Below are 24,915 nucleotides of genomic sequence, written 5' to 3'. Positions count from 1 at the left end.
CAGCTTCGTAAGGGCGGTGATGGCAACATCGCGGGCCCCCCCCGCGGGTTTCTATCTGCGGCCGACCCGAATCGGGAACCTCATTTGGGGCCCCCTGCTCATGCTCAAACCCCCCCCGCCGTTGGGCAACAGATTCCTGATGGAGTCGGTGGGGTTGGCCGGATTTGGCCTTCTCGCCATCGGGTTCTTCGCGCTTTCGGAGAGCGACCCGTTCCCAGGCTACAACGCCTTGTATCCATGCATCGGAACGGCCCTTCTGATCTATGTTGGCCAAAATTCCCCCTCGACGGTCGCCAGCCGCATGCTCGAAGTCCGGCCGCTGGTCTGGATTGGGCTCATCTCGTATTCTTTGTATCTTGTTCACTGGCCGCTCAATGCGTTCGCGCATTATCTTTCGTTCCAAAAACTCGATCCTTTGATGACCGGTGCGATGTTGGTAGCAAGCCTCGCATTGGCTGCATTCTCCTGGAAGTTTGTAGAGCAGCCGTTTCGACAGAAGAGGGCCTTCACCGCCCCGGGGCCTATCTTTGCCTTTTCAGCGCTCGCGATCGTTGTTCTTTGTGCCGGCGGAGCGGCGGGGGCGCTCGGCAACGGCTTTCCGCAACGGTTTCCGGACTATGTCCAGCGGCGCATTTCCGTCGGGGACTGGAGGAATGGCATCTGTTTCAACGAGGGCACCAGCCGGATCGAAAGCTGGAATATGGAGGATTGCACGCGCACTCGCGGTTTTCCAACAACGGTTTTTTTGTGGGGCGACTCCTTCGCCGCGCACTATGTTTCCGGCCTGGGTGCTAACATAAATCGGTTGCAGGCGAACATCGTGGAATATACGTACGCCGGCTGCCCGCCGATACTCTCTTACTACTCTTACGCTCGTCTTGATTGTGTCCGGTTCAATCGCAAGGCCTTGGACATCATCTTGGAAGCGGACATCAAGACGGTTATCCTCAGCGGTAAATGGAGTGACTATGAGGTCAGAGGCTTCGACGGTCTTCAGCAAACAATCGATACGCTTCGTGCCCTGGGCGTGCGCGTGTTTGTCATCGGCCAGTCTCCGCAGTTCCCAACTGACGTCCGGAAAATTGCGTTCTTCGCCAAGCGCCAAAATCTGGACGATACGTCCTGGCCGATGGCGATGGACCCCGGCATCAACGAACGTGTGCGCTCATTTACCAAAGGCGCCACATTCATCGATCCGCTGAAATTCCTGTGCAGCGCAGGACGCTGCCCCTATTCCGACAGAGGAGAGTTTATGTATTTCGACTATGGTCATTTCTCTTCAGCCGGCGCCACACTGGCAATCTCGAAATACTGGCCGGCTTTTGGCAAAGACAATGCTCTTCCTAAGACGAAGTAGCGGGTCAGACGGCTGACAAGCACCAGTGCGGGTCCCTGTGATTGCTCCTGCTTCGGCAGCAGCCGCGACGATGGAGCTGTTCAGGTTTAAGGCCACCCGATAGCGACCTAGGATGGGTGCTGCCACGCGGATCGGACTAAGCGTGCATTATCACGTAAATGTTGAGAGAATGAATGGCGCCGCGAAGGGCAATTCCAGCCATCCACAGCGACAGGCGTGTCGCGGTCCCGACATAGCAGTGGCACTTACCTGACACGGCCTCACACTGCCCTCTAAACGGCCCCGAATTTGAACTGACCACCCCTGGCCGGTTCATTGGGCAGGTCAAGGGCTAGGCTGTATTACACAGGGCTCACCCCTTTCAGTCTCAAGTTGGTACGATGGGCCGTGGACGGTCGATGCAGACTTCAAGGATGGCGAAAGAAGCTCTCTATGCGTGCGTTGTCGAGGCAAGTGCCTTTGCCAGAGATGCTCGCGGCTGGAGAGATTTCAAAATGAGCGTTGGAAGCGGAGAATGCCGCCGACGCTGTTCGGCTTGCTCGTGCCCTTGACGGTGGTAGGGTCGGCAGGGCCGACGCCAAAGTTGCCGTAGCGGTCGTAATCGACCTCGGCTGTGACCGTGAAGCCAGGAACGACCATATAGACGACGTTTGCAGCCAAACCAGAATTCTTGAGCTGATCACTCGAGACCTGAAAGTTGAACGAAGTTTTCTCGTCAAACTCGTAGGTGGCGCCCGCCCAGAAAGCCCACTGGCCGTTCCAGATTTTGTACGAGCCGCGCACATGATTGGCGATTGCGCCGTTTGAGTCCTCGTTGAGACTGCCATTGGAACCGTAGCCGAACAGTCCAAACAGCGACAGCTGGTTTGTGACAGCGACGTCGACACGGATCTTGCCGGCCAAAGCTTCGTAGTTGCTGTCATAAGCCGCGACGCCGGTGATCGAGCCCCAGCCTTGCGTGTATTTCAAGCCGGCGACAACGTGCGGAATATAGCTGTCGATAGTACCGGCTGAGCCCGATCCTTGTTCGAGCGAAATCACGGTCGAAATGCCGTTGCCGGCGTCGAAGTAGTACTGAGCCACGTTGGTGTCGAAGCCGGCCGACCGAACGAGCATACTATCGAGAACGTTGCCAGCGTAGCTTACAAACGTATCGAAGGCCGACCCGTCCTTGCCAACTCGCAGGCCCCCCAGCTCGACCCAGGCAGAAGCCAGTGCGAGGCCGCTGTTGAAACCATAGTTCTGAGGACTGTCACGCGAGTTAGCGCTATTGCCAAAATTCACGTGGGTTTCGGTATAGGTCGTCAACGCGCCGAGCTCGGTCTGCTGGCCGCTCCAAGTTTTGAACGTGAAGCGTGTGTTGTTTCGCCAAGTGCCTTGGTCCTCGCCAGTTCTCACATCCGAGGTTCTTGCGCTGTCATACGATCGGACATCACCCAGGCCGATATCATAACGGACATAGCCGCCGATGCGCAGGCAGGTCTCGGTGTTGGGAATATAGAAATACCCCGAGCCGAGGACGTCGCAGATCTTGATGTACTCGGCCGGTTCCCGCTCGGCGCCAGCTGCTCGAACGACGGAGGCGGCGATCAGAGCAGTTAAGCCGAGAAGACGAATCTTGATGTACATGTCTAGATCTCCATGAAGGAATAAAAAGGATAGAGGCGTAAGAGCAAGCTTTACTCTAAATTTTGTGCGTGTTGTCTCCAATTTGTGGACGTAAAAGCGCTTGACATGGGAGGTTATCCAGCGTAAAAGCCACATGTACTTAGAATAGTGTTTTCTGCTAGGAGATTCATTATCGTTTATATGTGAAACACTCCGGTCAGACCGCTGCAGCCTCGGAATAGAGCAGCAAGCGACATGCCAACCTGAAGCGTAGATGCGGCCGACACCAAAATTGGGCCGACGCGCCTTCGTCTCGCTGGAATCACTTTTTTTGAGGGTCACTGCGAAAAGCAATGTGCGACACGGTTCGCCATGTTCGATATGTGACAGTCTCGTTTAACAGCGACGGCTTCCCGTCTGACCGCAACGGAGGCCGCTTCATGCGCTACCGAGAAGGATTACTGCGCGCGTGCGGTCCGCAAGGGCTGCGCCAGGAACAGAGGGCGTCCACGTCCGATGTGTCGCATGGTGGCCGAAGCACCTTTTCGCCGCTGTAAGTTCGCCGTGCAGGTACATTGCGCGGCCGATAGCGAGAAGGGATCGCACCCTGAAACGGTTGCCTAGGGCTCGCCTCGAGTAATTGGCGATGAACAGCATTCTCGAGAACTTAGTCTCGACGGAAAGAGCAACGAAAGGAAGCCGCTTGGACGAGCACGATCCGAAGGAAGAACTGATCGAGACCATTTTCCGCAACGGCACAATCACTGCCGTGGGTATCCTGCTTGCCTTTTCGCTCGGCTTCCTCACTCATTGGGCGGCGAACCCCTTGCCATGGCAACTCTACGATCTGTTCGCCGTAGTGCCGATCCTGCTCGGCATCGCACTGCAGATGAGAGCGCTGTCCATGCTGCTCGACATGAGTTCCTTGCGCCGCCCCATCTACGAACGCGCCAATCGCATTTTCATGGTCGGCCTCATCCAGACCGCGTGTGGCGTCGGGATGGCGATCTTGGTCGATCTTTTCGGGATATCGGTAGGGGGCACGCTGCCCGGCGCTTGACGACAAGCCACACCGCCGCTCATCGCTCGAAGCGACGTCAAGCTGGGGAGCCTTGTGCACCCCCTAGCGGCGCCTTCCTTTCATCAAATGAGCGGACGTCAGCTTTAGAGCGTCTCGGTGGCTAAAGCCGGTATGGTTTTTCGGCCGGCAGGGAAGGCCGCTGGCTGGACCTGGATGGCGTCTGACCGAGGCTTGACAGGTGCGTTGCGACGTTTGGCGTCGGACATGAATTTCGCATTGCAAAGTTCTTCCGCAGACGCCTCAAGCACACTGCATCGGCGTCACGTACTCAAACGTTGAATGCGGCACCGCACCATCACCTCAGGCGGACCATGGCACGCGCGCTCGGTTGATACCGTCCTGTCCAAGCGAGACTGCGACATCGCCGCCTCCGCCTTGAAAACGCGGAGAAAGCGGGACGCACTGACTTAGGTCAGAGACAGGACGAGCGCGCAACGAAACAATGATGGATCAGCGACGTGGGACGACAGCTCCTTGCACACCTCAATCCTGACAAAGTACCGGGACCCCCGGCCGCCTTGGTATACCATCTATCCGACTGTGCCAGACTTCTCTGCGGCGGTTGGTGCTGACGATTATGAGGAATGGCTGGGGGGCCTCCCGGCCGACGAATCGGTGTCGCTCTATTTCCACATTCCGTTTTGCCGATCCATGTGCTGGTATTGCGGCTTCCCTACCGCCGTCACCCGTCGCAACGGCCCGATCCTTAATTATTTGGCGTGCTGCGTCAGGAGATCAGTTTGGTGTCGGAGCAAGTTCGGCAAGGGCTGCCGGTGAGCGATGTGCATTTCGGCGGCGGAACGCCTCACCTTATCGGGCCAGCCGAGCACTTGGCGCTGATGGAATTTCTACGCCGCCACTTCGCTTTCAGCAAAACTGCTGCGATCGCCGTGGAGATCGATCCCCGAACGTTCACACCGGAAATGGCCGAACCCTTGGCAGCTACCGGTGTCAACCGCGCGAGCATCGGCGTGCAGAGCTTTGATCCCGATGTGCAAAAGGCGATCAATCGGATCCAGAGTAAGGTGCAGACGGCCGCTGCCGTCGAAAATCTCCGCCGGCATGGCGTTGGCCATATCAACTTCGATCTCATCTTCGGTCTCCCGAAACAGACTGTGCAGTCCTGCATCCAGACCGCGATGGCTGCGGTCGCCATGCGCCCCAACCGGTTTGCGGTGTTCGGCTACGCGCATATTCCTTCCGTGATAAAGAATCAGCGCCTAATCGAGCAGGCAGGTCTACCGGACGGCGATGTTCGCGCCGAACAGGCTGCAGCTGTCGCCGAGACACTGGTTGGCGCCGGCTACCGGGAGATCGGGCTCGATCATTTCGCTCTGCCGGACGACGAACTCGCGCTAGCGCAGAAGACCGGGCGCCTGCGGCGTAATTCGCTGGGATACTCGGCCGATACTTGCAAAACCGTGATCGGCTTCGGCGCGTCGGCTATTGGCCGAGTCGGCGAGGGGTACGTTCAGAACGAAGTAACACGGGATTCTTACGCCCGGCACATCGCAAGTGGACGTCTGGCGACATCAAAGGGCCACCGGCTGACCGACGATGACCGGGTGCGCGCAGCAATCATCGAGCGACTGATGTGCGATTTGGAGGCCGACGTGCCGACCATCTGTGCCGCCCACGAAATCGAACCAGCTCGTTTTCTCGATTCAGTTGAGCGTTTGGTGACGCTGGCTGAGGAGGGGATCGTGGACGTCGAAAACGGCTTCATCCGCGTGCGGCCGGAGCACCGCTTTGTTGTTCGCGCCGTTGCTGCTGCATTCGATGCTTTTCTCGCGAATCGATGAGTTGAGGCCACGACTCCGAAGGCATCAGACCTTGTTTGGCGCTCGTCGGCATGGGCTCTCGCAGAAGACTCCGCAAGCGCATGCAGGGGACTCCACTTGACGCCGCGTTCATCATCATCTCGCCTGGGTGCGCTCGATCGCACAACTCGGAGCACGCTGCTCTCGGCGTGAGGCTGTGCTCTGCAAAGCACCGGTGATCCACCCTGTCCCTGGATAGCAGCTTGATGGCGTCATCTTGGAGGACGAGAAAAGATTGTCGAGGTACGGGTACGAATTGCCTCGGTCGTTCGTTCAATCGAAAGCACTGTCTGCGGAGGCACCTCTCCTTCATGCAGTGACAGGAGATGCTGGCCGACTTCCTTATCTGCTGCGGTGAGTCGATGATTTAGGCGGAGAAAGTCCATCCAGGTGGGGGTGCGGAATGTCTCCGTCCAAAGTGACGGTGTTTGCAGATTTCGCTGGAGCGTCCAGTTTCGTGCACCGGCACGGCTCTGGACGTGTCGCCGCGTGCGCATGTAGCCCAGAAAGGCCTCGATATTTTCCTCCGATATCAAATACTCGACCTTGGCCACGATAGGGCCACTTCTGGGTTTCAGATCGAGAGCCACGTCCGGCGGATGAAAAACTGAACTTTCTTGATCCGTTTCTTCCCAGGGACGGACCGGCAACACGATCCCCGCTGCTGCAACCAGCAACAGAGCGCCCGCGGCGCCCTCCAATGCTGAGGTCAAGGAATAGTTTTGCGCGACAGAACCCCAGATCCAGCTGCCAGCAGCCATACCGCCTGCGCTCAAGGCGTAGTAAATGGAGAGCGTGCGGCCTACAACCCACCTTGGGCTTGCCAACTGCACCGACACGTCAATGCCCGTCCAGGTGATAAGCCAACCCGCTCCGCCGAGCGCCAGCGAAATGGCCGCCACAGGAACCGACGATGTCAGGGCAAGGGAGAGGCAACAGACTGCACAAGCCACAGAGGCGAAGGCCACCAGCCTGTTTTGAGACGTGACCTTCCTCAAGAAGCCGTTGCCCATGCCCGCGATGAAAGCACCCATGCCGAAGCCGGCCAATAAGATACCGTAGACAATTGGCCCACTCTTCAACTGATCCCGGACGACGAGAGGGAGCAACGCCAGAATGGAGATGCTTGCCAATCCGAAAAGAGCTGCTCGGGCGGTCGCTGCCCTGATCTCCAAAGACATCGCCGTAAAGCGCACTCCGTCATGAATTGCCGTCGTCATTCTCTCACGAGGGAGAGGCGAAGAGCGGACCTCCCATTTGGTGCGCCATATCGCGCTTATAGGCGCCAGATCACTCACCGCAGCCAAGGCGAAAGCGGCCAGCGGCCCAAAGACGGCCAGGATCACGCCCCCTAAGGCCGGACCAACGCTGCGCACAATGTTGTATCCGACGGACATAAGCGTCACTGCGGCCGGAATGTCGCGTTTGTGAAGGATATCGCCGACCGAAGCGTGCCAGGCCGGATCATTCAAGGCAAAGCCGCAGCCGGCCAGGAAACCTAACCCGAGAATCAGCCAAGGACTGACAAATCCCAGACCCACAGAAATCATCAGCGTCATCGACGCCGATGCTATCAGGCAGTGTCCCGCAAACATCACCCACCGGCGGCTGAAGTTGTCGGCAATGGCTCCGGCGAAAACTGAGAGGAAGAACACCGGCAGTGTGGATGCGGCCTGGACGAGAGCCACCATAAGGTCGGACGCTGAAATCGTTGCCATAAGCCAACTGATGGCGACCGTTTGCACTAGCCAACCGAGGCTGGAAATCTGGGTGGCCGTCCAAATTGAGCGAAACACCTTGTTTCGAAATGGGGCGAGCGTCTTTGAAACGGGCGGTTGAGGATTTTCGCTCTGCATGAGGTTTTGCTGGCCTTCGATGAGCGCTGCGATTTGAGCAAGTGGGTCGATACTTAGACATCGCGGAGCACCGCACGGAACCCAGCTCTATGGAGCTTGCCGGCGACTATTTGCGTATTGAGCCATTCTCATAGTCTCATTCATGAGCAGTCCTATGCGCAAGCGTTGCTTTGCTAAATTCCCACGACAAGCGCGCCGCCGCTGAGACCCGCACCCGCTGCCGCCAAGAGGACTTTCTCGCCAGGCCGAAACGGCTGCGCCCGATGGGCGAGCGACAACGAGAGCGGGATCGTCGCGGCGGAAGAGTTGCCATATTCGGCGATCGTCTTGACCATCGAGTGATCTGTGATGCCGAGGTTCCTGCCGACCGCGTCGAAAATGCGAGCATTGGCCTGATGCGGCACGAAACGATCGAGGTCTTGCGGCCTCAGTCGGGCAGCAGTGAGCGCATCTCTCGAGCAGGCGGTCATCATCTCCACGGCCTTGGCGAACACTTCGCGGCCATCGGTGATCGTCATCCGGGTCTGCTCGAGGTCGAGGCCGCCATGGAACGGATTGTTGCTTCCACCGGCAGGAATCTGGATCAGCCCGTAACGCGAGCCGTCCGAATCCACCGAAGCGCCGAGAATGCCTCGATCCGGGTCATCGCACGGACCGATCACCACCGCGCCGGCGGCATCGGCAAACAGCACGGCGCTGGCGCGCTCGGCCGGATTGATGCGGCGGCTGAGGATGTTGGCGGCAATGACAAGGCTCGCTTTGCCATGCAGGCGAGTGAACCCGTCGGCGAACATCAGCGCATAGATGAAGCCGGCGCAAGCGCCGGTCAGGTCGATCGCGCCGGCGCGACCTAGTCCCAGCCGATGTGCGACCAGGGGCGCGCTTGGCGGCAGAAGATGATCGGGTGTGGAGGTAGCGAGCAACAGCAGGCCGATGTCGCCGCGGTCGATACCGGCATTGGTCAGCGCCATGTCGCCGGCGTGCGCGGCAAGGGCCGACAGCGTGTCTTCGTCCGCTGCCCAGAAGCGCGACCGTATCCCGGTGCGCCGCTCGATCCAGCCGGGTTCAAGCCCGAGACGATCTTCGATTTCCGGATTCTCCACCTTGCGCGCGGGCGCATGATGGCCAAGCCCGAGAATGCGCGATGATCGGCTCATGGCTTTGAGCCGAAGCGTTCGCCGGCCTCCTCGATGGCGTCATAGAGCCCATCCAACTCGTTGCCGGTAATGCAATAGGGCGGCAGAAGGTACAGGACATTGCCGAGCGGGCGCACGAGCAGGCCGCGCTCAAGAAAAAAAGCGCGCAGTTTTGGCCCGATCTCGGCCAGATAACCGGCTGAGCCGGTGCGTAGGTCGAGTGCCGCGATGGTGCCGGTTGTCCGGCAATCGGTGAAGCGAGGGTTGTCGCGAAAGCGTCGAAGCCCGGCGGCCTGTCGCTCGCTCAAGGCCGCGATCCGATCGGCCACCGGCTCGTCGTGCCAGATCTCGACATTGGCAAGTGCCGCCGCGCATGCAATCGGATTGGCGGTGTAGGAGCTCGAATGGAAAAACGTCTTCTTGCGATCCTCGGAATAGTGAGCCTGGAAGATGGCATCGGTGGCGATCGTGGCGGCCAGCGGGATGGTACCACCGGTCAGACCTTTCGAGGTGCACAGGATGTCCGGCGAGACGGACGCCTGTTCGCAGGCGAACATGGTTCCGGTGCGCCCCCAGCCGGTCATCACTTCATCGGCGATCAGCAGCGTGCCGGCGGCCTCAGTGATCCTCTTCAATTCGGTCAGAACCCAGGCCGGATACATGAGCATGCCGCCGGCGCCGAGCACGAGCGGCTCGACGATCAGCGCGGCGGCGCGCCGGTCGCGGGAGAGTGCCTCGAACCGATCCAGCGTTTCCTGCTCGCGCCCGGCGGCCGGGAAGGGGATGGTGTCGACCTCGAACAGCAAGGGCTCGTAGGCGGCGTTGAACACGCCACGGGCGCCGACGCTCATCGCCCCGATCGTGTCACCATGATAGCTGTGCTCCATGACGACGATGCGCGAACGCGGCGCGCCGATGTTGCGGAAATAGCCGAGCGCCATCTTCAGCGCGACTTCGATTGAGGTCGAGCCACTGTCGGAATAGAACACCCGGTCAAGGCCGGCGGGTGCGAGGCCGACAAGCGCCTCGGCCAGGCGCTCGGCCGGCTCGTGGGTAAAGCCCGCGAAGATGATCTGGTCGAGGTTCGACGCGGTCGTCTCGATGGCCTTCATGATGCGGGGGTGGCGGTGGCCATGAGTGACGACCCACCAGGAAGAAATCGCATCCAGGATGCGGGAGCCGTCGGCCTTGTGGAGATAGGCGCCTTCAGTCAGCACGATTTCAGGGATCGAGGGCTCTAGCGCGTGCTGCGTGAACGGATGCCAGACTCGAGACTGCGCCATCAGTCGCCTCCGGCAATCATGGCCAGGTCGAAGCCGGAAATCATTGCATCTCTCAACGTTTCACCCGTCAGCGGACCGAGGTGCGGCAGCCTGCCGAGCTGCGGCACGCCGCCGAATTCCACGATTGTCCTTTGCGTATCGGCCACCTCTTCGCCCATGAAGGCAATGCCGATGAGCGGGATGGAGCGGGCTCTCAGGGCCTCGATCGACAACAGCGTATGATTGATGGTGCCGAGCGCGGTGCGGGCGCACAGTATGACCGGCAGCCGCCATTGTTCGAATATGTCAATGAACCTTGTCTGTCGATTGAGCGGCACCATCAGCCCGCCGGCGCCTTCGATGACGAGCGGTGTCGGCAGGACCGGAAATGAAAGATCGTCGGCCTCGATCGCGACGCCGTCGATTTCGGCTGATCGATGCGGCGACAGCGGCATCGTCAGTCGATAGACTTCGGGCAGCACGCGTCCGTCGGGCAAGCCGGAAAGCCGGGCGACGACCTCGCTGTCAGTCTCCTCGTCGAGGCCCGATTGCACCGGCTTCCAGTAGAAGCCGTCGAGCAGCCCGGCAAGTCCGGCCGAAAATACTGTCTTGCCAATTCCGGTGTCTGTTCCGGTGACGACGATGCGTTTGGTCATGCTGTGGCCAACACCTCAACGAGAGCCTCGACCATGGCGGAAATGTCGGTCTCGTCGACGTTGAGCGTCAGCGAAATGCGCAGGCGCGATGTGCCCTCGGGCACCGTCGGCGGACGTATGCCGCGTATGTCGAAGCCGCGTGCCTGCAGGGCCGCCGCCACCGCCATGGTGCGCCCAACGTCGCCGATGACAAATGGCTGGATCTGCGAGCCGCTGGGTACGACGCCGCAGCGCTCGGCCAATTGGCGGCCGGCGCAGGCAACGCGTTCCTGCAGCTGAGCGCGGCGCATGGGCTCGTCGGACAGAATAGTCAGCGCTTCGCGCGCCGCGACCGCCATCAGCGGCGAGGGCGCGGTGGCGTAGATGAACGGCCGGCACCGGTTGACGAGATAATCGCACAGTGTCCTCGGCCCGGTGACGAGTGCACCGGATGCGCCGAGCGCCTTGCCGCATGAGTGGAGCGTGACGATGTTGTCGCGGCCTTGGCACGCGGCGGCCAGTCCCCGGCCGTCCGGTCCCCAGATGCCGGTGGCATGCGCTTCATCGACGACGATGAATGCCTGGTGCCGATCGGCCATCGCGACCAGGCTCTCCATCGGCGCGCGGTCGCCATCCATGCTGTAAAGGCTTTCGACGGCGATCCACACGCGCCCCGTGCCGCCTTCGGCGCGCCAGCGGGTGATTGCGTCCTCGACAGCGTCGACGTCGTTGTGCGCGGCCAGCTTGAACTCGGCGCGCCCGGCCTGCGCGCCCTCATGCATGCTGGCATGGGCGAGTTCGTCGAGGACCAGCAGGTCGCCTTTCTGCGGCAGCGCGGTCAACAGGGCGAAGTTGGCGATGTAGCCGCTGCCAAAGAACAGCGCACGGTCGGCGCCGAAGAATGCCGCGGCGTCCGCCTCCAGTTGCTCATGTTCCGGTGCGTTGCCGCGCAACAGCCGCGACCCGGTGGCGCCAACCGGCGTGCCCCGCGCAATCGCCGCCGCAACCGCTTCGCCAAGTCTTTTGGAGGCGGCAAGTCCGAGATAGTCGTTCGACGAGAAGTCGAGACCGGCGCGCGGTGCGAGCGTCCGCAACCGGTCCTTGCGCGCCAGTCCGCGCAAGGATGCGTCATAGCGGGCAAGAATTGCCTCGTTCATTGCGTGGCGAGTTCCATCGGCTCGATGCCGAGACGCTGGAACAGAAGGCTATCCTTGTCCTCGCCGGGATTGTCCGCCGTCAGCAGCGTGTCGCCGACAAAGATCGAGTTAGCGCCGGCAAAGAAGCACAACGCCTGCGTTTCGTCGCTCATCGCCGTCCTGCCGGCGGACAGCCTTACACAGGATTTCGGCATCATCACCCGCGCGAGCGCAACGATGCGGACGAAATCGATCGGATCGATGGCGTCGGCCGCGGCAAGCGGCGTGCCTTCGATGGGAATAAGCATGTTGATCGGCACGCTTTCCGGCGGCTCGGGCAGGTTCGCGAGCGTGACCAGCATGTCGATGCGATCGGTCTTTTCTTCCCCCATCCCGACGATGCCGCCGCAGCAGACTTTCATCCCAACCGCGCGCACGTGCCCAAGCGTTTCCAGCCGGTCGGCAAAAGTCCTGGTTGAAATAACCTCGCCATAGTAGCGCTCAGAGGTATCGATGTTGTGGTTATAGTAGTCGAGACCGGCCTGCTTCAGGCGAGCAGCTTGCTCAAGATCGAGCATGCCGAGCGTCATGCAGGTCTCCATGCCGAGCGCCTTGACGCCCTCGATCATGGCGACCACAACGTCCATGTCGCGCTCCTTGGGACTTCGCCACGCTGCGCCCATGCAATAGCGCGTTGCGCCGCCATCACGCGCCTTGGCCGCTTCGTCGATGACATGCTTGACGTTCATCAGCTTCGACGCCTTCACCCCGGTTTCGTAATGCGCAGACTGGCTGCAATAGCCGCAATCTTCGGGGCAGCCGCCGGTCTTGATGCTAAGGAGCCGCGACAGCTGCACTCGGTTTCGATCGAAGTTCTGGCGGTGGATCGTCTGAGCTAGGAACAGCAGATCGTTGAATGGCATGCCGTAGATGGCCTCAGCCTCTTTGCGGTTCCATCGCGGAGGCGTTCCATCGACCGATTGCATGGTCTGGTTCACGTCGAACTCCGAGTTCATTCCAACCGTCATCGTCAAACCTTTGTTGCTAGTCCGGTACGCCTTCAGGAGTCTGTCGACCGGCAAGCTCGGTCCGACTTGGCTTTGGAGCGCACTCGCTAAAAGGCGAGCTGCGGCACGTCTTTCCACCGCCTTCCTACGCCTGCCGAGCTGATGTTGCTCCTCATGCCGTAATCCTCAGTTCAAATGCTTGCAGATGTTCTGGTGGTCCGGCATGTCCAGGCCGATGTCGAGGATCGGGGCGCTGTGCGTCAGCCATCCCATGGAGATGAGATCGACACCGGTCGCCGCAATCGCCGCCGCCGTTTTCGGCGTCACCCGACCGGAAGCCTCGGTGATCGTACGGCCACCCACTATAGAAACCGCGCGGGCAAGATCCTCGACCGACATATTGTCGAGCAGCACCGCGTCAACACCAATCGCGAGCGCTGCATCGAGCTGCTTCAGCGTGTCGACCTCAACCTCGACCTTCACCATATGCCCTGCGGCGGCGCGCGCCCGCTCTATTGCTGTGCGGATATCGCCGGCGATCGCGATGTGATTGTCCTTTATGAGCACGCCGTCATCGAGGCCGAAGCGGTGATTGGCACCGCCGCCGACGCGCACGGCGTATTTTTCCAATACCCGCAGGCCGGGCGTCGTCTTTCGCGTCGATACGATCCTCGCCTTGTGACCGCGCACGGCCTCAACCATCGCCGCTGTGGCAGTGGCAATGCCGCTCAGCCGGCATAAGAAATTGAGGGCAGTGCGTTCGGCCGTGAGCAGGCCTCGCGCGGGTCCGGACAATCTTGCAATGGTTTCCCCGGCCCCGACATCGCTGCCATCAGGGCGCCAGATCTGGATGTTGATCGCCGGTTCCACGAGCAGGAAGGCGTACGAGACCAGATCGAGCCCGGCAACGACGCCCGCCTGCCTCGATCTGAGCACCAACGTGGCAGTGCAATCATGCGGGATAACCGCATCGCTGGTCAGGTCGCCGCATCTGCCCAGGTCTTCGAGGAGCGCACCGCGCACAATCGGTTCGATCAGGGTCGCGGGGAGGGGGGAGAATGAAATCACATCAGGTGCTCCGTATGGTAGCCCGGCAATCGAGTGCGGCCGCGGCCCGCATTGCGCTGTGCAGTGTCAGCCGTGATGGGCGCGCGTCGGCATCGTGGAGCGGGAAATCGGACCGACAGTGCGCGCCTCGACTCTCTTCCCGCCCCAGGGCCGCCACGGCGATCATCAGTGAGACCAAAGCCGGACCAGAGGCAGCGACATTGTCAGCTGCGATCGGCAGCAGGGTCGCCACCGCTTCGCGCATTGCCTCGCCGTCGCGGATGATACCCAGGGCGGCGGAGACAATTGGGCGGACCGCGGAAGCGTCTGGTCGTGGAGGGACGAATGTGGAGCATCTGCGCGGTCGCCGGGTATACGACGTGCCGGCAACGCTTTCGGCAACCCAGCTCGCGGTGACCGCCGCTTCGGTGAGCGAGTTGCTGGCCAGGCGGTTGGCGCCGTGCAGGCCGGTACAGGCGACCTCACCGCAGGCCCACAATCCCTCGATGGAGCTGCGGCCGGCGCTGTCTACGGCGACGCCGCCCATGTGATAATGTGCCGCCGGGCGCACCGGGATCGGGTCGGTCGCGGGGTCGACCCCTGCGCTCCGGCACAATTCGGCGATGCCTGGAAAACGCTTGCCAAATCTCGGGCCGAGACTTTGCCGTGCATCCAGGAATACGCGGCGTCCAACGGCAAGCTGGTGCCAAATGGCGCGCGCTACGACGTCGCGAGGCGCAAGTTCACCGCCAGGTGTGTCAGCGAGGAAGCGCTCTCCTCGCTCATCGATGAGCACCGCGCCTTCGCCACGCACGGCTTCGCTCACCAGCGGCATCGGCCGGCGCGGACCGTCGAGCGCAGTTGGATGGAACTGTATGAATTCCAAGTCGGCGAGTTCCGCCCCCGCCCATGCGGCGAGCGCCAGCCCGTGACCCCATGAGCCAGCGGGGTTTGTCGTGTCGCAAAACAGCCCGCCGACGCCGCCGGTCGCCAGCACCGCGCGACGCGTGGGCAGAGCGAGCGCGCCGGCTCGTCCTGCGGCGACCACGGCGATGACCGACCCGTCCTGCACGACCAGCCGGCGGACCTCCACATTTTCGATAGTGGTGATCGAGGCTGTACGCCGAACCGCGGCGATGAGCACGCGCACCAACTCGCGACCGGTGGCGTCGCCGGCTGCATGCACAATCCGCCGTCGCGAGTGTGCCGCCTCGAGCCCAAGTCGCAACGCGCGGTCAGGGTGCTGGTCGAAGGCGACGCCGAACCTTTGGATCGTCCTAATCGCTTCGGGTGCAGCTCGGACCACTCGCCGCACCGTGGCCTCGTCGCAGAGTCCGTCGCCGGCAGCTATCGTGTCGCAAAGGTGAAAATCCGGGCCGTCGTCGCCGCCGAGACTTGCCGCAAGACCGCCCTGGGCAAGCTCACTGCAGGCTCCGGTTCCAAGCGGCGCGTTGGTCAAAAGCACGACCGGTTCCGGCGCCAGATGAAGCGCCGTCATCAGGCCGGCAATGCCGCCACCGATGACGACCGGCGCCCCGGCGATGTCGCGAACCTCCAGGCTCATAGGGAAAGCATGCGCTCGACCGCGCGGCGGGCGGGGCCGGCAATTTCGGGATCAATCCGGACCTCATGCCGGTTCTGCTCGAGCGCGGCGCGAATGTTGGCCAGGTTGATGCGCTTCATGTGCGGGCACAGGTTGCATGGGCGAACGAACTCGACGTCGGGATGCGCGACCGCGACGTTGTCGCTCATCGAACATTCGGTCAGAAGGACGACACGCGTCGGTTTCTCCCGCTCGACATAATCCGACATCGCTGCGGTCGAGCCGGAGAACTCCGCCTCCGCGACAACGTCTGGTGGGCATTCTGGATGGGCCAGCACGATGACGCCTGGATGGGCATCGCGCAGTTCCCGAATGTCTGCTGCGGTGAAGCGCTCATGCACCTCGCAATGGCCTTTCCAGGCGATGATCTCGACGTCTGTATCGGCTGCCACGTTCCTCGCCAGATATTCGTCCGGCAGCATCAGCACACGCGCCACGCCAAGCGATTCCACCACCGCCTTGGCGTTGCCGGACGTGCAGCAGATGTCGGACTCCGCTTTTACGGCGGCCGAAGTGTTGACGTAAGTAACAACGGGGACCCCCGGATACCGCAGCCGCATTAGCCGCACGTCGTCTGCCGTGATCGATTCGGCCAGCGAGCAGCCGGCGCTGAGATCCGGGATGAGCACGGTCTTGTTCGGATTGAGCAGTTTTGCCGTCTCGGCCATGAAATGAACGCCGGCAACCACGATGATGTCGGCGTCGACCGTCACCGCCTTGTGGGCCAACGCCAGGCTGTCGCCGACGATGTCTGCCACGCAATGAAAAATTTCGGGCGTCTGGTAATTGTGCGCCAGCACCACCGCATTGCGCTCACGCTTCAGCGCTAAGATGGCTTCAATATCGCCGGCGAACGCGAGCCATTCAACGGGTGGGATCACCCGCCGGACACGCTCATACAGGGACGCAGCCATAGGTAACGCCCCAGTCATTGGCGCCTCGATTATATTCGGTTTGACAATAAGGGAATATATCTACCTTGACTATAAGTATGTCAAGCCCGCGCCAGCGGTAATTTTGTCCCGGCGATAGCCCTGTCGTCGAGGACGGCATGCCGGAAGCGATAAAGCTTCGCCGGTCGGCCGCCCGTGTCGAGGGAGGTCTCCCCGGTCTCCTCAACAAGTTCCTGCTGCTCGACCAATCTCCGGAAGTTCGGCTTGTTGATCAGCCTGCCAGCCAAAGCTTCCACGGTTCGCTGCAGTTGCAGCAGCGTGAAGGAAGGCCGCATAAGCTCGAACACGACCGGCCGGTATTTGATCTTCGAACGCAGCCGCGCGATCCCGGTTGCCAGAATACGACGGTGGTCAGCGACCATTGGTTTGCCAGCCGCGGCCGCAATCGCGTCCCTGCCGCCACCGGCCTCCTCAATCAGACCAGCTTCATAGAGCAACTCGTAGCGTTGGAGCGTGAGTTCCTCGTTCCAATGGCGGTCGTCGAAGCCGAAGGCTATCGCAGCGCGCTGCCGGCGCTCGCGTTGAGTGGTCGGCTCGCTGGCGCCGCCGGCCCACTCAATCAGGCGGGGCCGCAATCTATCGAGCAGCACAGGCGGCGTGCCGAAGCGGTGGTCCTCCCAGGGAAAATATTCGTACCAACTTTGCCAGCCGCACGCGGCCGAGTTCGTTGCCTGTTCCTTCCTGGTCAATGCGAGATAGCTGATTGAGATGACGCGCTGGTGGCGCTCAGTGCCGATGCGATCGCGATCGGCGAAGGTGTAGAGTTGCTCGATGTATCCCAGTGCATGGCCGGTCTGCTGCTCCACCCACCCCCTCAAACCCGACTGCAGCGATCGATGCTCAAGCGCAAAAGGTCCAGAAGGGAGGGTGTCCGCATGACCGACGGTGAGGACACAGGACTCACTGTCGTTTACGGCGACCACGACGGCAGTCAGGTCCACTTTGGCTTCGTCAGCTTTGACGGCGGCTTTGCCTTTCTTGGTTCTTCTTGTCTGAGGATCCATGTTTGCGAAAGTGGGTTGGCCCAACGGAGCGCCTTAATCGATTGAATGTAACCTTGGCAGCCAGCACGTCAACACCGTACTACTCAAGCACTGTTTTTAGCTCTTCGCAGTCGCACAAAAATATGCCAAACGCGACACCCGCTGTTGGTAACGTAAGGGAAGGGGGCGTCGGTTGAGCGCGGCTGGTGAGATAAAAGGGATTAACCCTCCAGATATTCGATTGCGAAAAGGCCAAACGCCACTTGTATGCTTGACGGCCTACACCACGCCGGTCGCGAGGCTACTCGATCGCCACTGCGACATCGTTCTTGTCGGCGACAGCGTCGGCATGGTGGGCACGGCCTGTCGTCGACGCTGGGCGTCACGCTCGACATGATGATCATGCACGGACAGGCCGTTCGCCGCGGCCTTGAACACGCGCTGATGGTCGTCGACCTGCCCTTCGGTTCCTACGAGGAAAGCCCAGAGCACGCTTTCGGCAACGCTGCGCGCGTGATGGGTGAGACCGGTTGTTCAGCGGTGAAGCTCGAGGGCGGCGAGACCATCGCGGAAACCATCCGCTTCCTTACCGCGCGCGGCGTACCTGTCATGGCCCATGTGGGGCTGACGCCGCAGGCGGTAAACACGTTCGGAGGCTATCGTGTGCAGGGCCGGGGAGCCGATGCAGAGCGGATCAGGCGCGACGCCAGGGCGGTAACCGAGGCGGGCGCCTTCTCCTTGGTGCTCGAAAAGATACCGGAGCAGCTTGCACGGCAGATAACCGCCGATATCGACATACCCACCATCGGCATCGGTGCCTCGCCAGCTTGCGACGGCCAGATTCTGGTGAGCGACGATATGCTCGGGCTCTTCACCTCATTTCGGCCGAAGTTCGTCAAACGCTATGCCGAGCTCGGTGAGCAGGCTGAGGCGGCAATCGCCGCTTACGCCACCGATGTGCGGAACCGGCACTTTCCGGCGGTCGAACATCTCTATGTCAACGCCTTGAAGGCCGGAGACTTCACATGAGCGTGCCGATCGCTCGAACTGTGAGCGAGCTGCGCGGCGTCGTTGCGCAATGGCGTCGCTCGGGTGCCACGATCGGTATTGTGCCGACCATGGGAGCCTTGCACGACGGGCATCTGAGCCTTGTGCGGAAGGCGCTTGAAAGGGCCGAGCGGGTGATCGTGACGCTGTTCGTAAACCCCAAGCAGTTCAACAGCCCCGCCGACCTGATTGCCTATCCTCGGACGGAAAGCGAAGATGCTGCCAAGCTCGCGCCGCTGGGCACGCATCTGCTCTATGTGCCGGACGCAGAGGAAATGTACCCGGCGGGCTTCGCCACGGTCGTTTCAGTGTCCGGCATCAGCGAATGCCTGTGCGGCGCATTCCGGCCCGGCCATTTCAATGGCGTGGCGACGGTCGTGGCCAAGCTCTTCCTGCAGGCCGGCGCTGACTTCGCCTTTTTTGGCGAAAAGGATTTTCAGCAACTTCAGCTTGTCAGGCGCTTGGTCCGGGACCTCGACATTCCGATCACTATTGTGCCCTGTCCGACAGTCCGCGAAGCCGATGGTCTTGCGCTATCGTCGCGTAACGTGCGGCTCTCCCCAGCCCAACGCGCCATTGCCCCAAAACTAGCATCGGTCCTGCTCGATACGGCCGAGCGGCTTGCACGCGGCTCTCCCATCCTGCCTACGCTTGATGAAGCGCGTGCAACAATTCTGGCTGCCGGCTATCGCGAGCTCGAATACCTGGAGCTTCGCGGAGAAACAGACCTGCAATCGTTAGCAAGCCTTGACCGACCGGCACGCTTGCTTGCTGCGGCTTGGCTTGGCGACACGCGGCTCATCGATAACGTCGCAATATCACCCATCGGTAGTTGGTCAGGTGCGCGGAGCTCTCTCCAATCGGAAGCAGCACAGCAATTGCGGTGATGACGGCGGCGCGTCGTACGCCCTGCAGGGACAGGCCATCATTTAGAACCACGTCTCCGCCCGGCTTCCAGCAACCTCCGCGAGGTAGGCAAAGCGCAGATGCATCGCGTATTTGAAACCTTGGTCGAGCAACTCTCTGCAAGCGTCGATGCCGTCGATCTCCATGAGGCAATGGCGTCCGCCGCAGCCGGGTTCGACTTTCCGCTCTTCGCTTATTTCACCTACCCATCCGCTTCCGGCGACAGGCCGCGATTGATCTCGAATTATCCATCATCATGGACATCACATTACCTGCAACAGCGCTACCACAGCGTGGATCCCGTGATCCTGCGGGGACTGCGGGGCTGGGATACCTTCGACTGGGGTGTGGACCGCGATCACCGTTATTTGCCGACCTCTCAGCAGGAAGTCCTGGAAAAAGCAGCTGAGTTCGGCATTCGCGGCGGACTGACCATGTCGATGCATGATCATCGCGGCCGGTTCGCCGCACTGACCTTCGCCTCCAACGAGGCGCATCCGCCATTTCTGAGGTCGCTGACGCGCTACGAAAAAGCAATGCAACTGGTTGCGATCAACGTTCATATCCATGCCCGGCGCAGGCTCGCCGAAGATTGCGTGGTAGATGGCATAACGCTCACCCGGCGGGAGTTCGAGTGCCTGAAATGGGCGGCGTGCGGCAAGTCGGCCTGGGATATCAGCCAGATTCTCGGTGTCTCGAAACGCACCGTGACCTTCCATCAGGAAAACGCCAAGGCGAAGCTTGGCGTGCGAACCATCAACCAGGCCGTAGTGCGGATGGCTGCTCGGGCGAGATCCTGATCCTCTCCAAGTCTAGCTGTAAAGGTCTACAGGCTGCATTCATGACGGCTTTGCCCTTCGATTGCGTGGACACATCCCGCACGGAGACGACAATGATGCAGCTGATAACACCCGACTGCTACGCCGAGTTTGCGAGCGAACTCAAGGAAATGCACGGACTTAGGTATCGGGTTTTCAAGAAGCGGCTCGATTGGGAAGTGCAGACCGAAGGCGAAATGGAAACGGACCCGTTTGACAGCCTGAACCCCGTCTACCTGCTTCTCAAGGGGTCCGATTGGCGAACTTGCGGCTGCGTCCGCCTTTTGCCGACCACCGGACCGACAATGTTGCGCGATACGTTTCCGACGCTGCTGGATGAGATGGTGGTCCCTGCGAGTGCCGATATCTGGGAGAGTAGTCGTTTCGCGCTCGATCTCCCTGCGACAGCGCCGAAGGCAGCTGGCGGCCTGGCCCAAGCAACCTACGAGCTCTTCGCGGGGATCATCGAATTCGGCTTGGCCAACAATCTCTCCGGGATCGTAACGGTGACAGATACGCGCATCGAAAGGATCCTTCGTCTCGCCACCTGGCCGTTGTCACGTATCGGACAGCCCAAGCAGGTCGGCAACACCGAGGCAGTCGCCGGCTTCCTCGATATTTCCTACGCCAGTCTCTTGCGCATCCGCTGGAGGGGACGCCTCAACGGGCCGGTGTTGTGGCAACCAGTTCTCATCCAATCGGCATAGCGCCTGCGGATGCTCAGCCGTGACTTGAGTTAAGTCTGCTCACGGCCGCCACCGCCGCCGTGAGGGTGAGCGGACCCGCCCCCACGAGCTTTCGACTGTTCCGGTCGATTGGCTCGCGCGGCCGGACTTTGGATTTCCGTAGGCGCAACCCGCAGTCCAGCGTGAGCACGCCAAAATGGCGCCCCTCCGCTTCGTCCAAAGAAGCCAACGTGGCTTCTGAGGTCGTCTTAGAATATTGGACCGGCCGCCGTGAGCGATCGCAACCTCAAACCTTTGCCGGTATGCCGGTTTGGCCGGACCGTCGGCCAGTCGGAGCAGTCCCCCGATAAGGACCCGAGCTGACGCGCGATCCAACAGCGCCCAAGCCTATGCTATGTGCATTACCGTTCGGTTGGCCATATCGTCCAAGACCGCATGAAGAAGCCTTCCAACCTCCTGCGCAGCGAACTCTGGCGCAATTCCTACATCGGACAATTGAATGAGCATTTTCTTGGCAGCACAGCGCCAGAACGCACTCGCCGCCTCGCCGTTCTTGGTCTCGAGGGCCTGGGCGATACTTTCGACCAATGTGCGTCGCCGATGCAGCGGAAATACGCAAATGTTTGAGTCATGCATCAATCACCTCACAGTTTCAGTTCCACAAAGAAAACACCGGCGTCTTCAAAAGCGCCGCTTAGCGCGGTGACGGTTCGCGGCGACATGACGAGTTCCACTTCCCCTCGACAAGCCATTGGGCGATGAGCCGCCGGACCGCACATCCGGACCGCACATAAGGTGAACCACCATTGCTGATCCGGCTGCGTTTCCTGTGCCGTTCCGCGACGAGGCGTTCCAGCCCGAATTGACGTCCAATGACTTGATTTCTGAAAGGGCAGGGCGGCACGAATCACCCGACTGTTCCGCCGCTTACATTCCTGCGAGCTTGTGTATGAATGATTAAAGCGTGCCCGAGCCGTTCTTGGTGGCCGCCGCAGAAGGGAATCATGTCATCCGCTGCCTATCGTAGGCGGCGCGACTTCTAGCATGACTGCACTGCCCCGACAGGGCTTTGCAATCGCGCGTTTCGAAGCCTATGCTTTGGCATCGGCCGGCATTTACTTCGGTGCAGCCGACAGTAAGACGTACGCGCTCTTGCCCCGTTGGAAGAGAGCCTTGCCCGATCCCTCTTTCGCGACCAGGTGCTGAAGCCCTCACCCCGCAGGACTTCGCGCTTTTGCGACCATCGCTGCATCACGTCGAACCGGGCATCAAGGACCAGTTGGAGGTCGCGCATCAGCCGATCAAGAACGTATATTTTCCCGAGAGGGGCATCGCGTCGGTGGTCGCCACCATGACCGGCGGGCGGCAAGGTGAAGTCGGCATTGTCGGCTATGACGGGATGAAAGGAATTGCCGTCATTCTCGGAAAGGAAAGCACTACCTGGCGCCTGCCGGTTGAAAACCTTCGCCCTGCGATTAGCCCGTCGCTTCGCACCTCAGTGCTGGATTATGCCCACGCGTTCCTCGTCCAATCATGCCGGACGGCACTGGTCAATGGCCACTCCAAGATCGAAGAACGGCTGGCCCGCTGGCAGCTGATGGTCCACGACCGTGCGGAAGGAGATAAGATCCTCCCGACGCATGAATTTCTGGCGACCATGCTCGCGCCCACCGCCCGGGGTCACCACGGCCCTGCAAATGCTTGAGTATCGAGGACTGGTGCACGCCAAGCGCGGCGAGATCACGATCATCGACCGTGCCGGATTGATAAAGCTCACACATGGCGCTTATGACAAGGAGGAGCAGCGTTATTTCGGCCTGGCCGCTGCCTGAAGCATGTCGGTTGAAACGGGTTCAGCCGACGTCTCCTTGCCCCTCACCAGGTCGCCCAAAAGCATCAGCGGTTTTGAACGAATCGCAGCTATTGTCCGCAATCGGACATAGGCTTGAAGGCGGTCGAATTCGTGCCATAAGTCGGGTTGGTCAGGGTTCAGGGAGGAATTCGTCATGACCAATTCGTTTCACACCGTCACCGTCGAAAAAGCCGCAGAAGCCTATGTCCTTTCCAGGGGAAGGGTCCGCTTTCTCTCCATGGCGCAGGCGATCCGCGCCATCCGAACACTAATGCCGGCATGCAAGGCCACCGACCGCGAGTTGGAGGAACTGTTGGCGGCCGCTTCCTTCGTTCATGGCGTGCCCGTCGCCTTCGACACAAAAACAGCCGATGGTGTAGAACCACGGCTGCATTCCTAAGAGGGCATGCCGCGCCATGCAGACTGTCAGAGGGCATTCGTCAGATGGTAGTCCGCTAACTTAACTGCAGAGTCTAAAGGACGTGTTCCAGCATTGCGAACTCACCGATCGCTTTGTTGCCAAAGCTGCCAGCAAGCGATCGCCTCATCCAGCCGTTTGCACCATCTCATCACAGACATCATCGCGATGCTACCTGTCCAGCATATGTCCAGCATTTCGCAAGGCGGCCAGAAGGAGCCTCGCATAGCCTGTGACATCGATCTGGGCCTGCATCGAAAGGGGCATGCTGGTCCAGTTCTCCAACGGTGCAATGAAAGGTGAGAAGGTGCCATTGACTAGGCAACAACAGCTAACAAGGCCCTCTCGGTCCAATGCCACCACACCGATCTTGTCGCCTGGATATCCAATGGCTGCGACTCGCTGGACCTCCAGGTCACCGTCCACCCGCACGTCAAAAAGAAGGCTACCACGGCTCCTCGTGGCTATCTCAGCCGCCTTCTCATCAAAGCTTGAAGAGAGCAAGCGGACGCTTTCCACCGCCATCTGGAAAATCACCAAATCCAGTTCATTCACGGCCATATGGGCATTTCCGCGCAACGGGTGGTGATTGCAATGACACATACTGCTTGTTCACAGATGTCGGTCACGAACGATCATTCGTCGGGTTCCGGTTCCGACCAACGGTGTCGCCACCTGATCGTGCTGCGGTTCGAACCTTCCGAACGCGAGCCGAGCGCGCTATGAGGTTGGAGTCTAGGTCTCGGACCCTGCCTCGCGGCCTTCTCATCTTTGGCAGACCCGTTGCAACGCCGCCGCGATGGCGCAAACGCCAGATGACGCTGATCCATCGCTTGATCGTGAACTGAGCTTCTGAACACCATTGGGACAGCAGGGTGGAAGGGCTTGACCAACGCTGCCCCCGTTTTCCAAGAGGACCCGTCCTCGATTGAATCTTTCGAGCCCCGTGCGGCGCGCAGCCAAATGATGACGATCTGGACTCAGCTCGCAGACCGCAAGGCAAAGAGGGAACCTTCCAGGCAGCCAAGCTGCTCGACGCAAAGAGCGGCCTTTGGAGTTCCCAAGAATCGACCCTTCCATAGTTGCGACAGGCAACCACTGCACGAGTGTGGGAGAGCGAATCGCAAGCATTGCGTGAGGTCCTGCGCGTTTTCCCCTCTTTGCTATTTGGCACATCGTTTGCGCCGAAGTGGGCGCAGCGTTCGACCGGAGCACTGCATGGGAGAGGGAGGAGCCCCACCCCGATCCGGTCAAGGAGAGAGACGGTGTTGGTTCCAAGAGTTCCCCGCGCGATCGCAGCGCCCCGCAAGCGCCATTTTGCCCGGACCTACGTGCAGGTACTTGCCGCCATAATCCTGGGTGCCGCAATCGGCTATTTCCATTTGGAGACCGGCCACAGCCTGAAGCCGCTCGGCGATGCCTTCGTCGATGTCGTCAAGATAATCACCGTACCTGTCATCTTCCTGACAATGGCGACCGGCATTGCCGGCATGAGCGATCTGCAGAAGGTCGGCCGAGTTGCCGCCAAGGCGATGGTCTATTTTCTCACCTTTTCGACGCTCGCTTTTGTTGTCGGGCTGATTGTCGCGAATATCGTTCAGCCTGGCGCCGGCCTCAACATCGATCCGGCCTCGCTCGATGTCCAAGCCGTTAAGGGCTATGTGGCCACGGCTCACGAGCAGTCCGTGACCAGCTTCCTGATGA

General features: G+C 60.6%; 22 protein-coding genes and 2 pseudogenes. 11 read left to right on the top strand and 13 right to left on the bottom strand.

What is annotated here, in order from left to right; genetic code table 11:
• Positions 1-1,357: acyltransferase family protein (locus EOA29_RS03345; protein WP_145969617.1), on the top strand; the 1,357-nt coding region annotated here is incomplete at its 5' end.
• Between the two features lie 489 nt (positions 1,358-1,846).
• On the opposite strand, the gene EOA29_RS03340 is transcribed toward EOA29_RS03345, so the two are convergent.
• The gene (locus EOA29_RS03340; RefSeq protein ID WP_091595823.1) at positions 1,847-2,986 is read right to left on the bottom strand and encodes a porin; all 1,140 of its coding nucleotides are present in this window, start codon (positions 2,984-2,986) and stop codon (positions 1,847-1,849) included.
• Positions 2,987-3,668: 682 nt separating this feature from the next.
• Between EOA29_RS03340 and EOA29_RS03335 the strand changes: the two genes are divergently transcribed.
• Positions 3,669-4,025 carry a hypothetical protein gene (locus EOA29_RS03335; RefSeq protein ID WP_091595902.1) on the top strand — a complete coding sequence of 119 codons (357 nt, stop codon included), beginning with the start codon at positions 3,669-3,671 and terminating at the stop codon, positions 4,023-4,025.
• 495 nt (positions 4,026-4,520) lie between these two features.
• A pseudogene (gene hemN / locus EOA29_RS03330) lies at positions 4,521-5,848 on the top strand (oxygen-independent coproporphyrinogen III oxidase).
• Between the two features lie 230 nt (positions 5,849-6,078).
• Here the strand turns inward: hemN and EOA29_RS03325 are convergent.
• The 10 genes from EOA29_RS03325 to EOA29_RS03280 all read right to left on the bottom strand — a co-directional run bounded on the left by EOA29_RS03325 (position 6,079) and on the right by EOA29_RS03280 (position 17,505).
• Positions 6,079-7,722, bottom strand: a complete 1,644-nt coding sequence (locus EOA29_RS03325) for an MFS transporter (protein ID WP_029354881.1) — start codon at positions 7,720-7,722, stop codon at positions 6,079-6,081.
• A 173-nt stretch (positions 7,723-7,895) separates the two neighbouring features.
• Positions 7,896-8,879, bottom strand: a complete 984-nt coding sequence (locus EOA29_RS03320; protein ID WP_091595821.1) for a beta-ketoacyl-ACP synthase III — start codon at positions 8,877-8,879, stop codon at positions 7,896-7,898.
• Positions 8,876-10,141, bottom strand: coding sequence for an adenosylmethionine--8-amino-7-oxononanoate transaminase (locus EOA29_RS03315; RefSeq protein WP_091595819.1), 1,266 nt, complete (start codon positions 10,139-10,141; stop codon positions 8,876-8,878). Before EOA29_RS03315 ends, EOA29_RS03320 begins: the two co-directional genes overlap by 4 nt.
• On the bottom strand, positions 10,141-10,776 hold the full coding sequence (gene bioD / locus EOA29_RS03310) for a dethiobiotin synthase (RefSeq protein ID WP_029354884.1): 636 nt from the start codon (positions 10,774-10,776) through the stop codon (positions 10,141-10,143). The genes EOA29_RS03315 and bioD overlap by 1 nt, the downstream gene beginning before the upstream one ends.
• A complete protein-coding gene (locus tag EOA29_RS03305) occupies positions 10,773-11,912 on the bottom strand; it encodes an 8-amino-7-oxononanoate synthase (RefSeq protein ID WP_091595817.1) in 1,140 nt (379 codons plus the stop codon). Before EOA29_RS03305 ends, bioD begins: the two co-directional genes overlap by 4 nt.
• The gene (gene bioB, locus EOA29_RS03300) at positions 11,909-12,877 is read right to left on the bottom strand and encodes a biotin synthase BioB (protein WP_236370746.1); all 969 of its coding nucleotides are present in this window, start codon (positions 12,875-12,877) and stop codon (positions 11,909-11,911) included. Before bioB ends, EOA29_RS03305 begins: the two co-directional genes overlap by 4 nt.
• A 207-nt stretch (positions 12,878-13,084) precedes the next feature.
• Positions 13,085-13,963: a carboxylating nicotinate-nucleotide diphosphorylase gene (nadC, locus tag EOA29_RS03295; protein WP_091595900.1), complete on the bottom strand. Its 879-nt coding sequence runs from the start codon at positions 13,961-13,963 to the stop codon at positions 13,085-13,087.
• Between the two features lie 4 nt (positions 13,964-13,967).
• Entirely contained in the window at positions 13,968-15,509 is a 1,542-nt protein-coding gene (locus tag EOA29_RS03290; RefSeq protein ID WP_029354892.1) for an L-aspartate oxidase, read from the bottom strand.
• Entirely contained in the window at positions 15,506-16,480 is a 975-nt protein-coding gene (gene nadA / locus EOA29_RS03285) for a quinolinate synthase NadA (RefSeq protein ID WP_126057765.1), read from the bottom strand. Before nadA ends, EOA29_RS03290 begins: the two co-directional genes overlap by 4 nt.
• A gap of 62 nt (positions 16,481-16,542) precedes the next feature.
• A complete protein-coding gene (locus EOA29_RS03280; RefSeq protein WP_126057766.1) occupies positions 16,543-17,505 on the bottom strand; it encodes a hypothetical protein in 963 nt (320 codons plus the stop codon).
• A gap of 172 nt (positions 17,506-17,677) precedes the next feature.
• Between EOA29_RS03280 and panB the strand changes: the two are divergent.
• The 4 genes and pseudogenes from panB (at position 17,678) to EOA29_RS03260 (ending at position 20,962) form a co-directional block, all read left to right on the top strand.
• Positions 17,678-18,513, top strand: a pseudogene (gene panB / locus EOA29_RS03275) (3-methyl-2-oxobutanoate hydroxymethyltransferase).
• The gene (gene panC, locus EOA29_RS03270; protein WP_126057767.1) at positions 18,510-19,418 is read left to right on the top strand and encodes a pantoate--beta-alanine ligase; all 909 of its coding nucleotides are present in this window, start codon (positions 18,510-18,512) and stop codon (positions 19,416-19,418) included. The pseudogene panB and the gene panC overlap by 4 nt, the downstream one beginning before the upstream one ends.
• A 99-nt stretch (positions 19,419-19,517) precedes the next feature.
• Positions 19,518-20,237, top strand: coding sequence for a LuxR family transcriptional regulator (locus EOA29_RS03265; protein WP_126057768.1), 720 nt, complete (start codon positions 19,518-19,520; stop codon positions 20,235-20,237).
• A gap of 92 nt (positions 20,238-20,329) precedes the next feature.
• On the top strand, positions 20,330-20,962 hold the full coding sequence (locus tag EOA29_RS03260; RefSeq protein WP_126057769.1) for an acyl-homoserine-lactone synthase: 633 nt from the start codon (positions 20,330-20,332) through the stop codon (positions 20,960-20,962).
• A 366-nt stretch (positions 20,963-21,328) separates the two neighbouring features.
• Here the strand turns inward: EOA29_RS03260 and EOA29_RS42765 are convergent, their stop codons facing one another.
• On the bottom strand, positions 21,329-21,577 hold the full coding sequence (locus EOA29_RS42765; protein WP_029354901.1) for a DUF6074 family protein: 249 nt from the start codon (positions 21,575-21,577) through the stop codon (positions 21,329-21,331).
• Positions 21,578-22,175: 598 nt separating this feature from the next.
• On the opposite strand from EOA29_RS42765, the gene EOA29_RS03250 reads away from it, so the two are divergent.
• The 3 genes from EOA29_RS03250 (at position 22,176) to EOA29_RS03245 (ending at position 23,193) form a co-directional block, all read left to right on the top strand.
• Positions 22,176-22,646, top strand: a complete 471-nt coding sequence (locus EOA29_RS03250; protein ID WP_245454734.1) for a hypothetical protein — start codon at positions 22,176-22,178, stop codon at positions 22,644-22,646.
• Positions 22,639-22,773, top strand: coding sequence for a hypothetical protein (locus tag EOA29_RS43740; protein WP_256754986.1), 135 nt, complete (start codon positions 22,639-22,641; stop codon positions 22,771-22,773). Before EOA29_RS03250 ends, EOA29_RS43740 begins: the two co-directional genes overlap by 8 nt.
• 174 nt (positions 22,774-22,947) lie before the next feature.
• A complete protein-coding gene (locus EOA29_RS03245) occupies positions 22,948-23,193 on the top strand; it encodes a hypothetical protein (protein ID WP_063169243.1) in 246 nt (81 codons plus the stop codon).
• 189 nt (positions 23,194-23,382) lie between these two features.
• On the opposite strand, the gene EOA29_RS03240 is transcribed toward EOA29_RS03245, so the two are convergent.
• Positions 23,383-23,772, bottom strand: a complete 390-nt coding sequence (locus EOA29_RS03240; protein WP_024505560.1) for a hypothetical protein — start codon at positions 23,770-23,772, stop codon at positions 23,383-23,385.
• A 707-nt stretch (positions 23,773-24,479) separates the two neighbouring features.
• On the opposite strand from EOA29_RS03240, the gene EOA29_RS03235 reads away from it, so the two are divergent.
• On the top strand, positions 24,480-24,915 hold a 436-nt coding region (locus EOA29_RS03235; protein WP_245468387.1), incomplete at its 3' end, for a cation:dicarboxylase symporter family transporter.

It is taken from the genome of Mesorhizobium sp. M1E.F.Ca.ET.063.01.1.1, assembly GCF_003998155.1.
In the GTDB taxonomy this organism is placed as follows: Bacteria; Pseudomonadota; Alphaproteobacteria; order Rhizobiales; family Rhizobiaceae; genus Mesorhizobium.
Note: the sequence above shows the minus strand (reverse complement) of the source record. Positions and strands in the feature narration are given on the sequence as shown.

Excerpts from the sequence above, each read along its gene's own strand:
- bioB (WP_236370746.1), bottom strand. The coding sequence starts at position 12,877 with ATGCAATCGGTCGATGGAACGCCTCCGCGATGGAACCGCAAAGAGGCT.
- EOA29_RS03260 (WP_126057769.1), top strand. The coding sequence starts at position 20,330 with ATGATGCAGCTGATAACACCCGACTGCTACGCCGAGTTTGCGAGCGAA.
- nadA (WP_126057765.1), bottom strand. The coding sequence starts at position 16,480 with ATGACTGGGGCGTTACCTATGGCTGCGTCCCTGTATGAGCGTGTCCGG.
- EOA29_RS03240 (WP_024505560.1), bottom strand. The coding sequence starts at position 23,772 with ATGGCCGTGAATGAACTGGATTTGGTGATTTTCCAGATGGCGGTGGAA.
- EOA29_RS03320 (WP_091595821.1), bottom strand. The coding sequence starts at position 8,879 with ATGAGCCGATCATCGCGCATTCTCGGGCTTGGCCATCATGCGCCCGCG.
- EOA29_RS03280 (WP_126057766.1), bottom strand. The coding sequence starts at position 17,505 with ATGGATCCTCAGACAAGAAGAACCAAGAAAGGCAAAGCCGCCGTCAAA.
- EOA29_RS03265 (WP_126057768.1), top strand. The coding sequence starts at position 19,518 with ATGCATCGCGTATTTGAAACCTTGGTCGAGCAACTCTCTGCAAGCGTC.
- bioD (WP_029354884.1), bottom strand. The coding sequence starts at position 10,776 with ATGACCAAACGCATCGTCGTCACCGGAACAGACACCGGAATTGGCAAG.
- EOA29_RS03315 (WP_091595819.1), bottom strand. The coding sequence starts at position 10,141 with ATGGCGCAGTCTCGAGTCTGGCATCCGTTCACGCAGCACGCGCTAGAG.
- panC (WP_126057767.1), top strand. The coding sequence starts at position 18,510 with ATGAGCGTGCCGATCGCTCGAACTGTGAGCGAGCTGCGCGGCGTCGTT.
- EOA29_RS03305 (WP_091595817.1), bottom strand. The coding sequence starts at position 11,912 with ATGAACGAGGCAATTCTTGCCCGCTATGACGCATCCTTGCGCGGACTG.
- EOA29_RS03245 (WP_063169243.1), top strand. The coding sequence starts at position 22,948 with ATGACCAATTCGTTTCACACCGTCACCGTCGAAAAAGCCGCAGAAGCC.
- EOA29_RS03290 (WP_029354892.1), bottom strand. The coding sequence starts at position 15,509 with ATGAGCCTGGAGGTTCGCGACATCGCCGGGGCGCCGGTCGTCATCGGT.
- EOA29_RS03340 (WP_091595823.1), bottom strand. The coding sequence starts at position 2,986 with ATGTACATCAAGATTCGTCTTCTCGGCTTAACTGCTCTGATCGCCGCC.
- EOA29_RS03325 (WP_029354881.1), bottom strand. The coding sequence starts at position 7,722 with ATGCAGAGCGAAAATCCTCAACCGCCCGTTTCAAAGACGCTCGCCCCA.
- EOA29_RS42765 (WP_029354901.1), bottom strand. The coding sequence starts at position 21,577 with ATGCATGACTCAAACATTTGCGTATTTCCGCTGCATCGGCGACGCACA.
- EOA29_RS43740 (WP_256754986.1), top strand. The coding sequence starts at position 22,639 with ATGCTTGAGTATCGAGGACTGGTGCACGCCAAGCGCGGCGAGATCACG.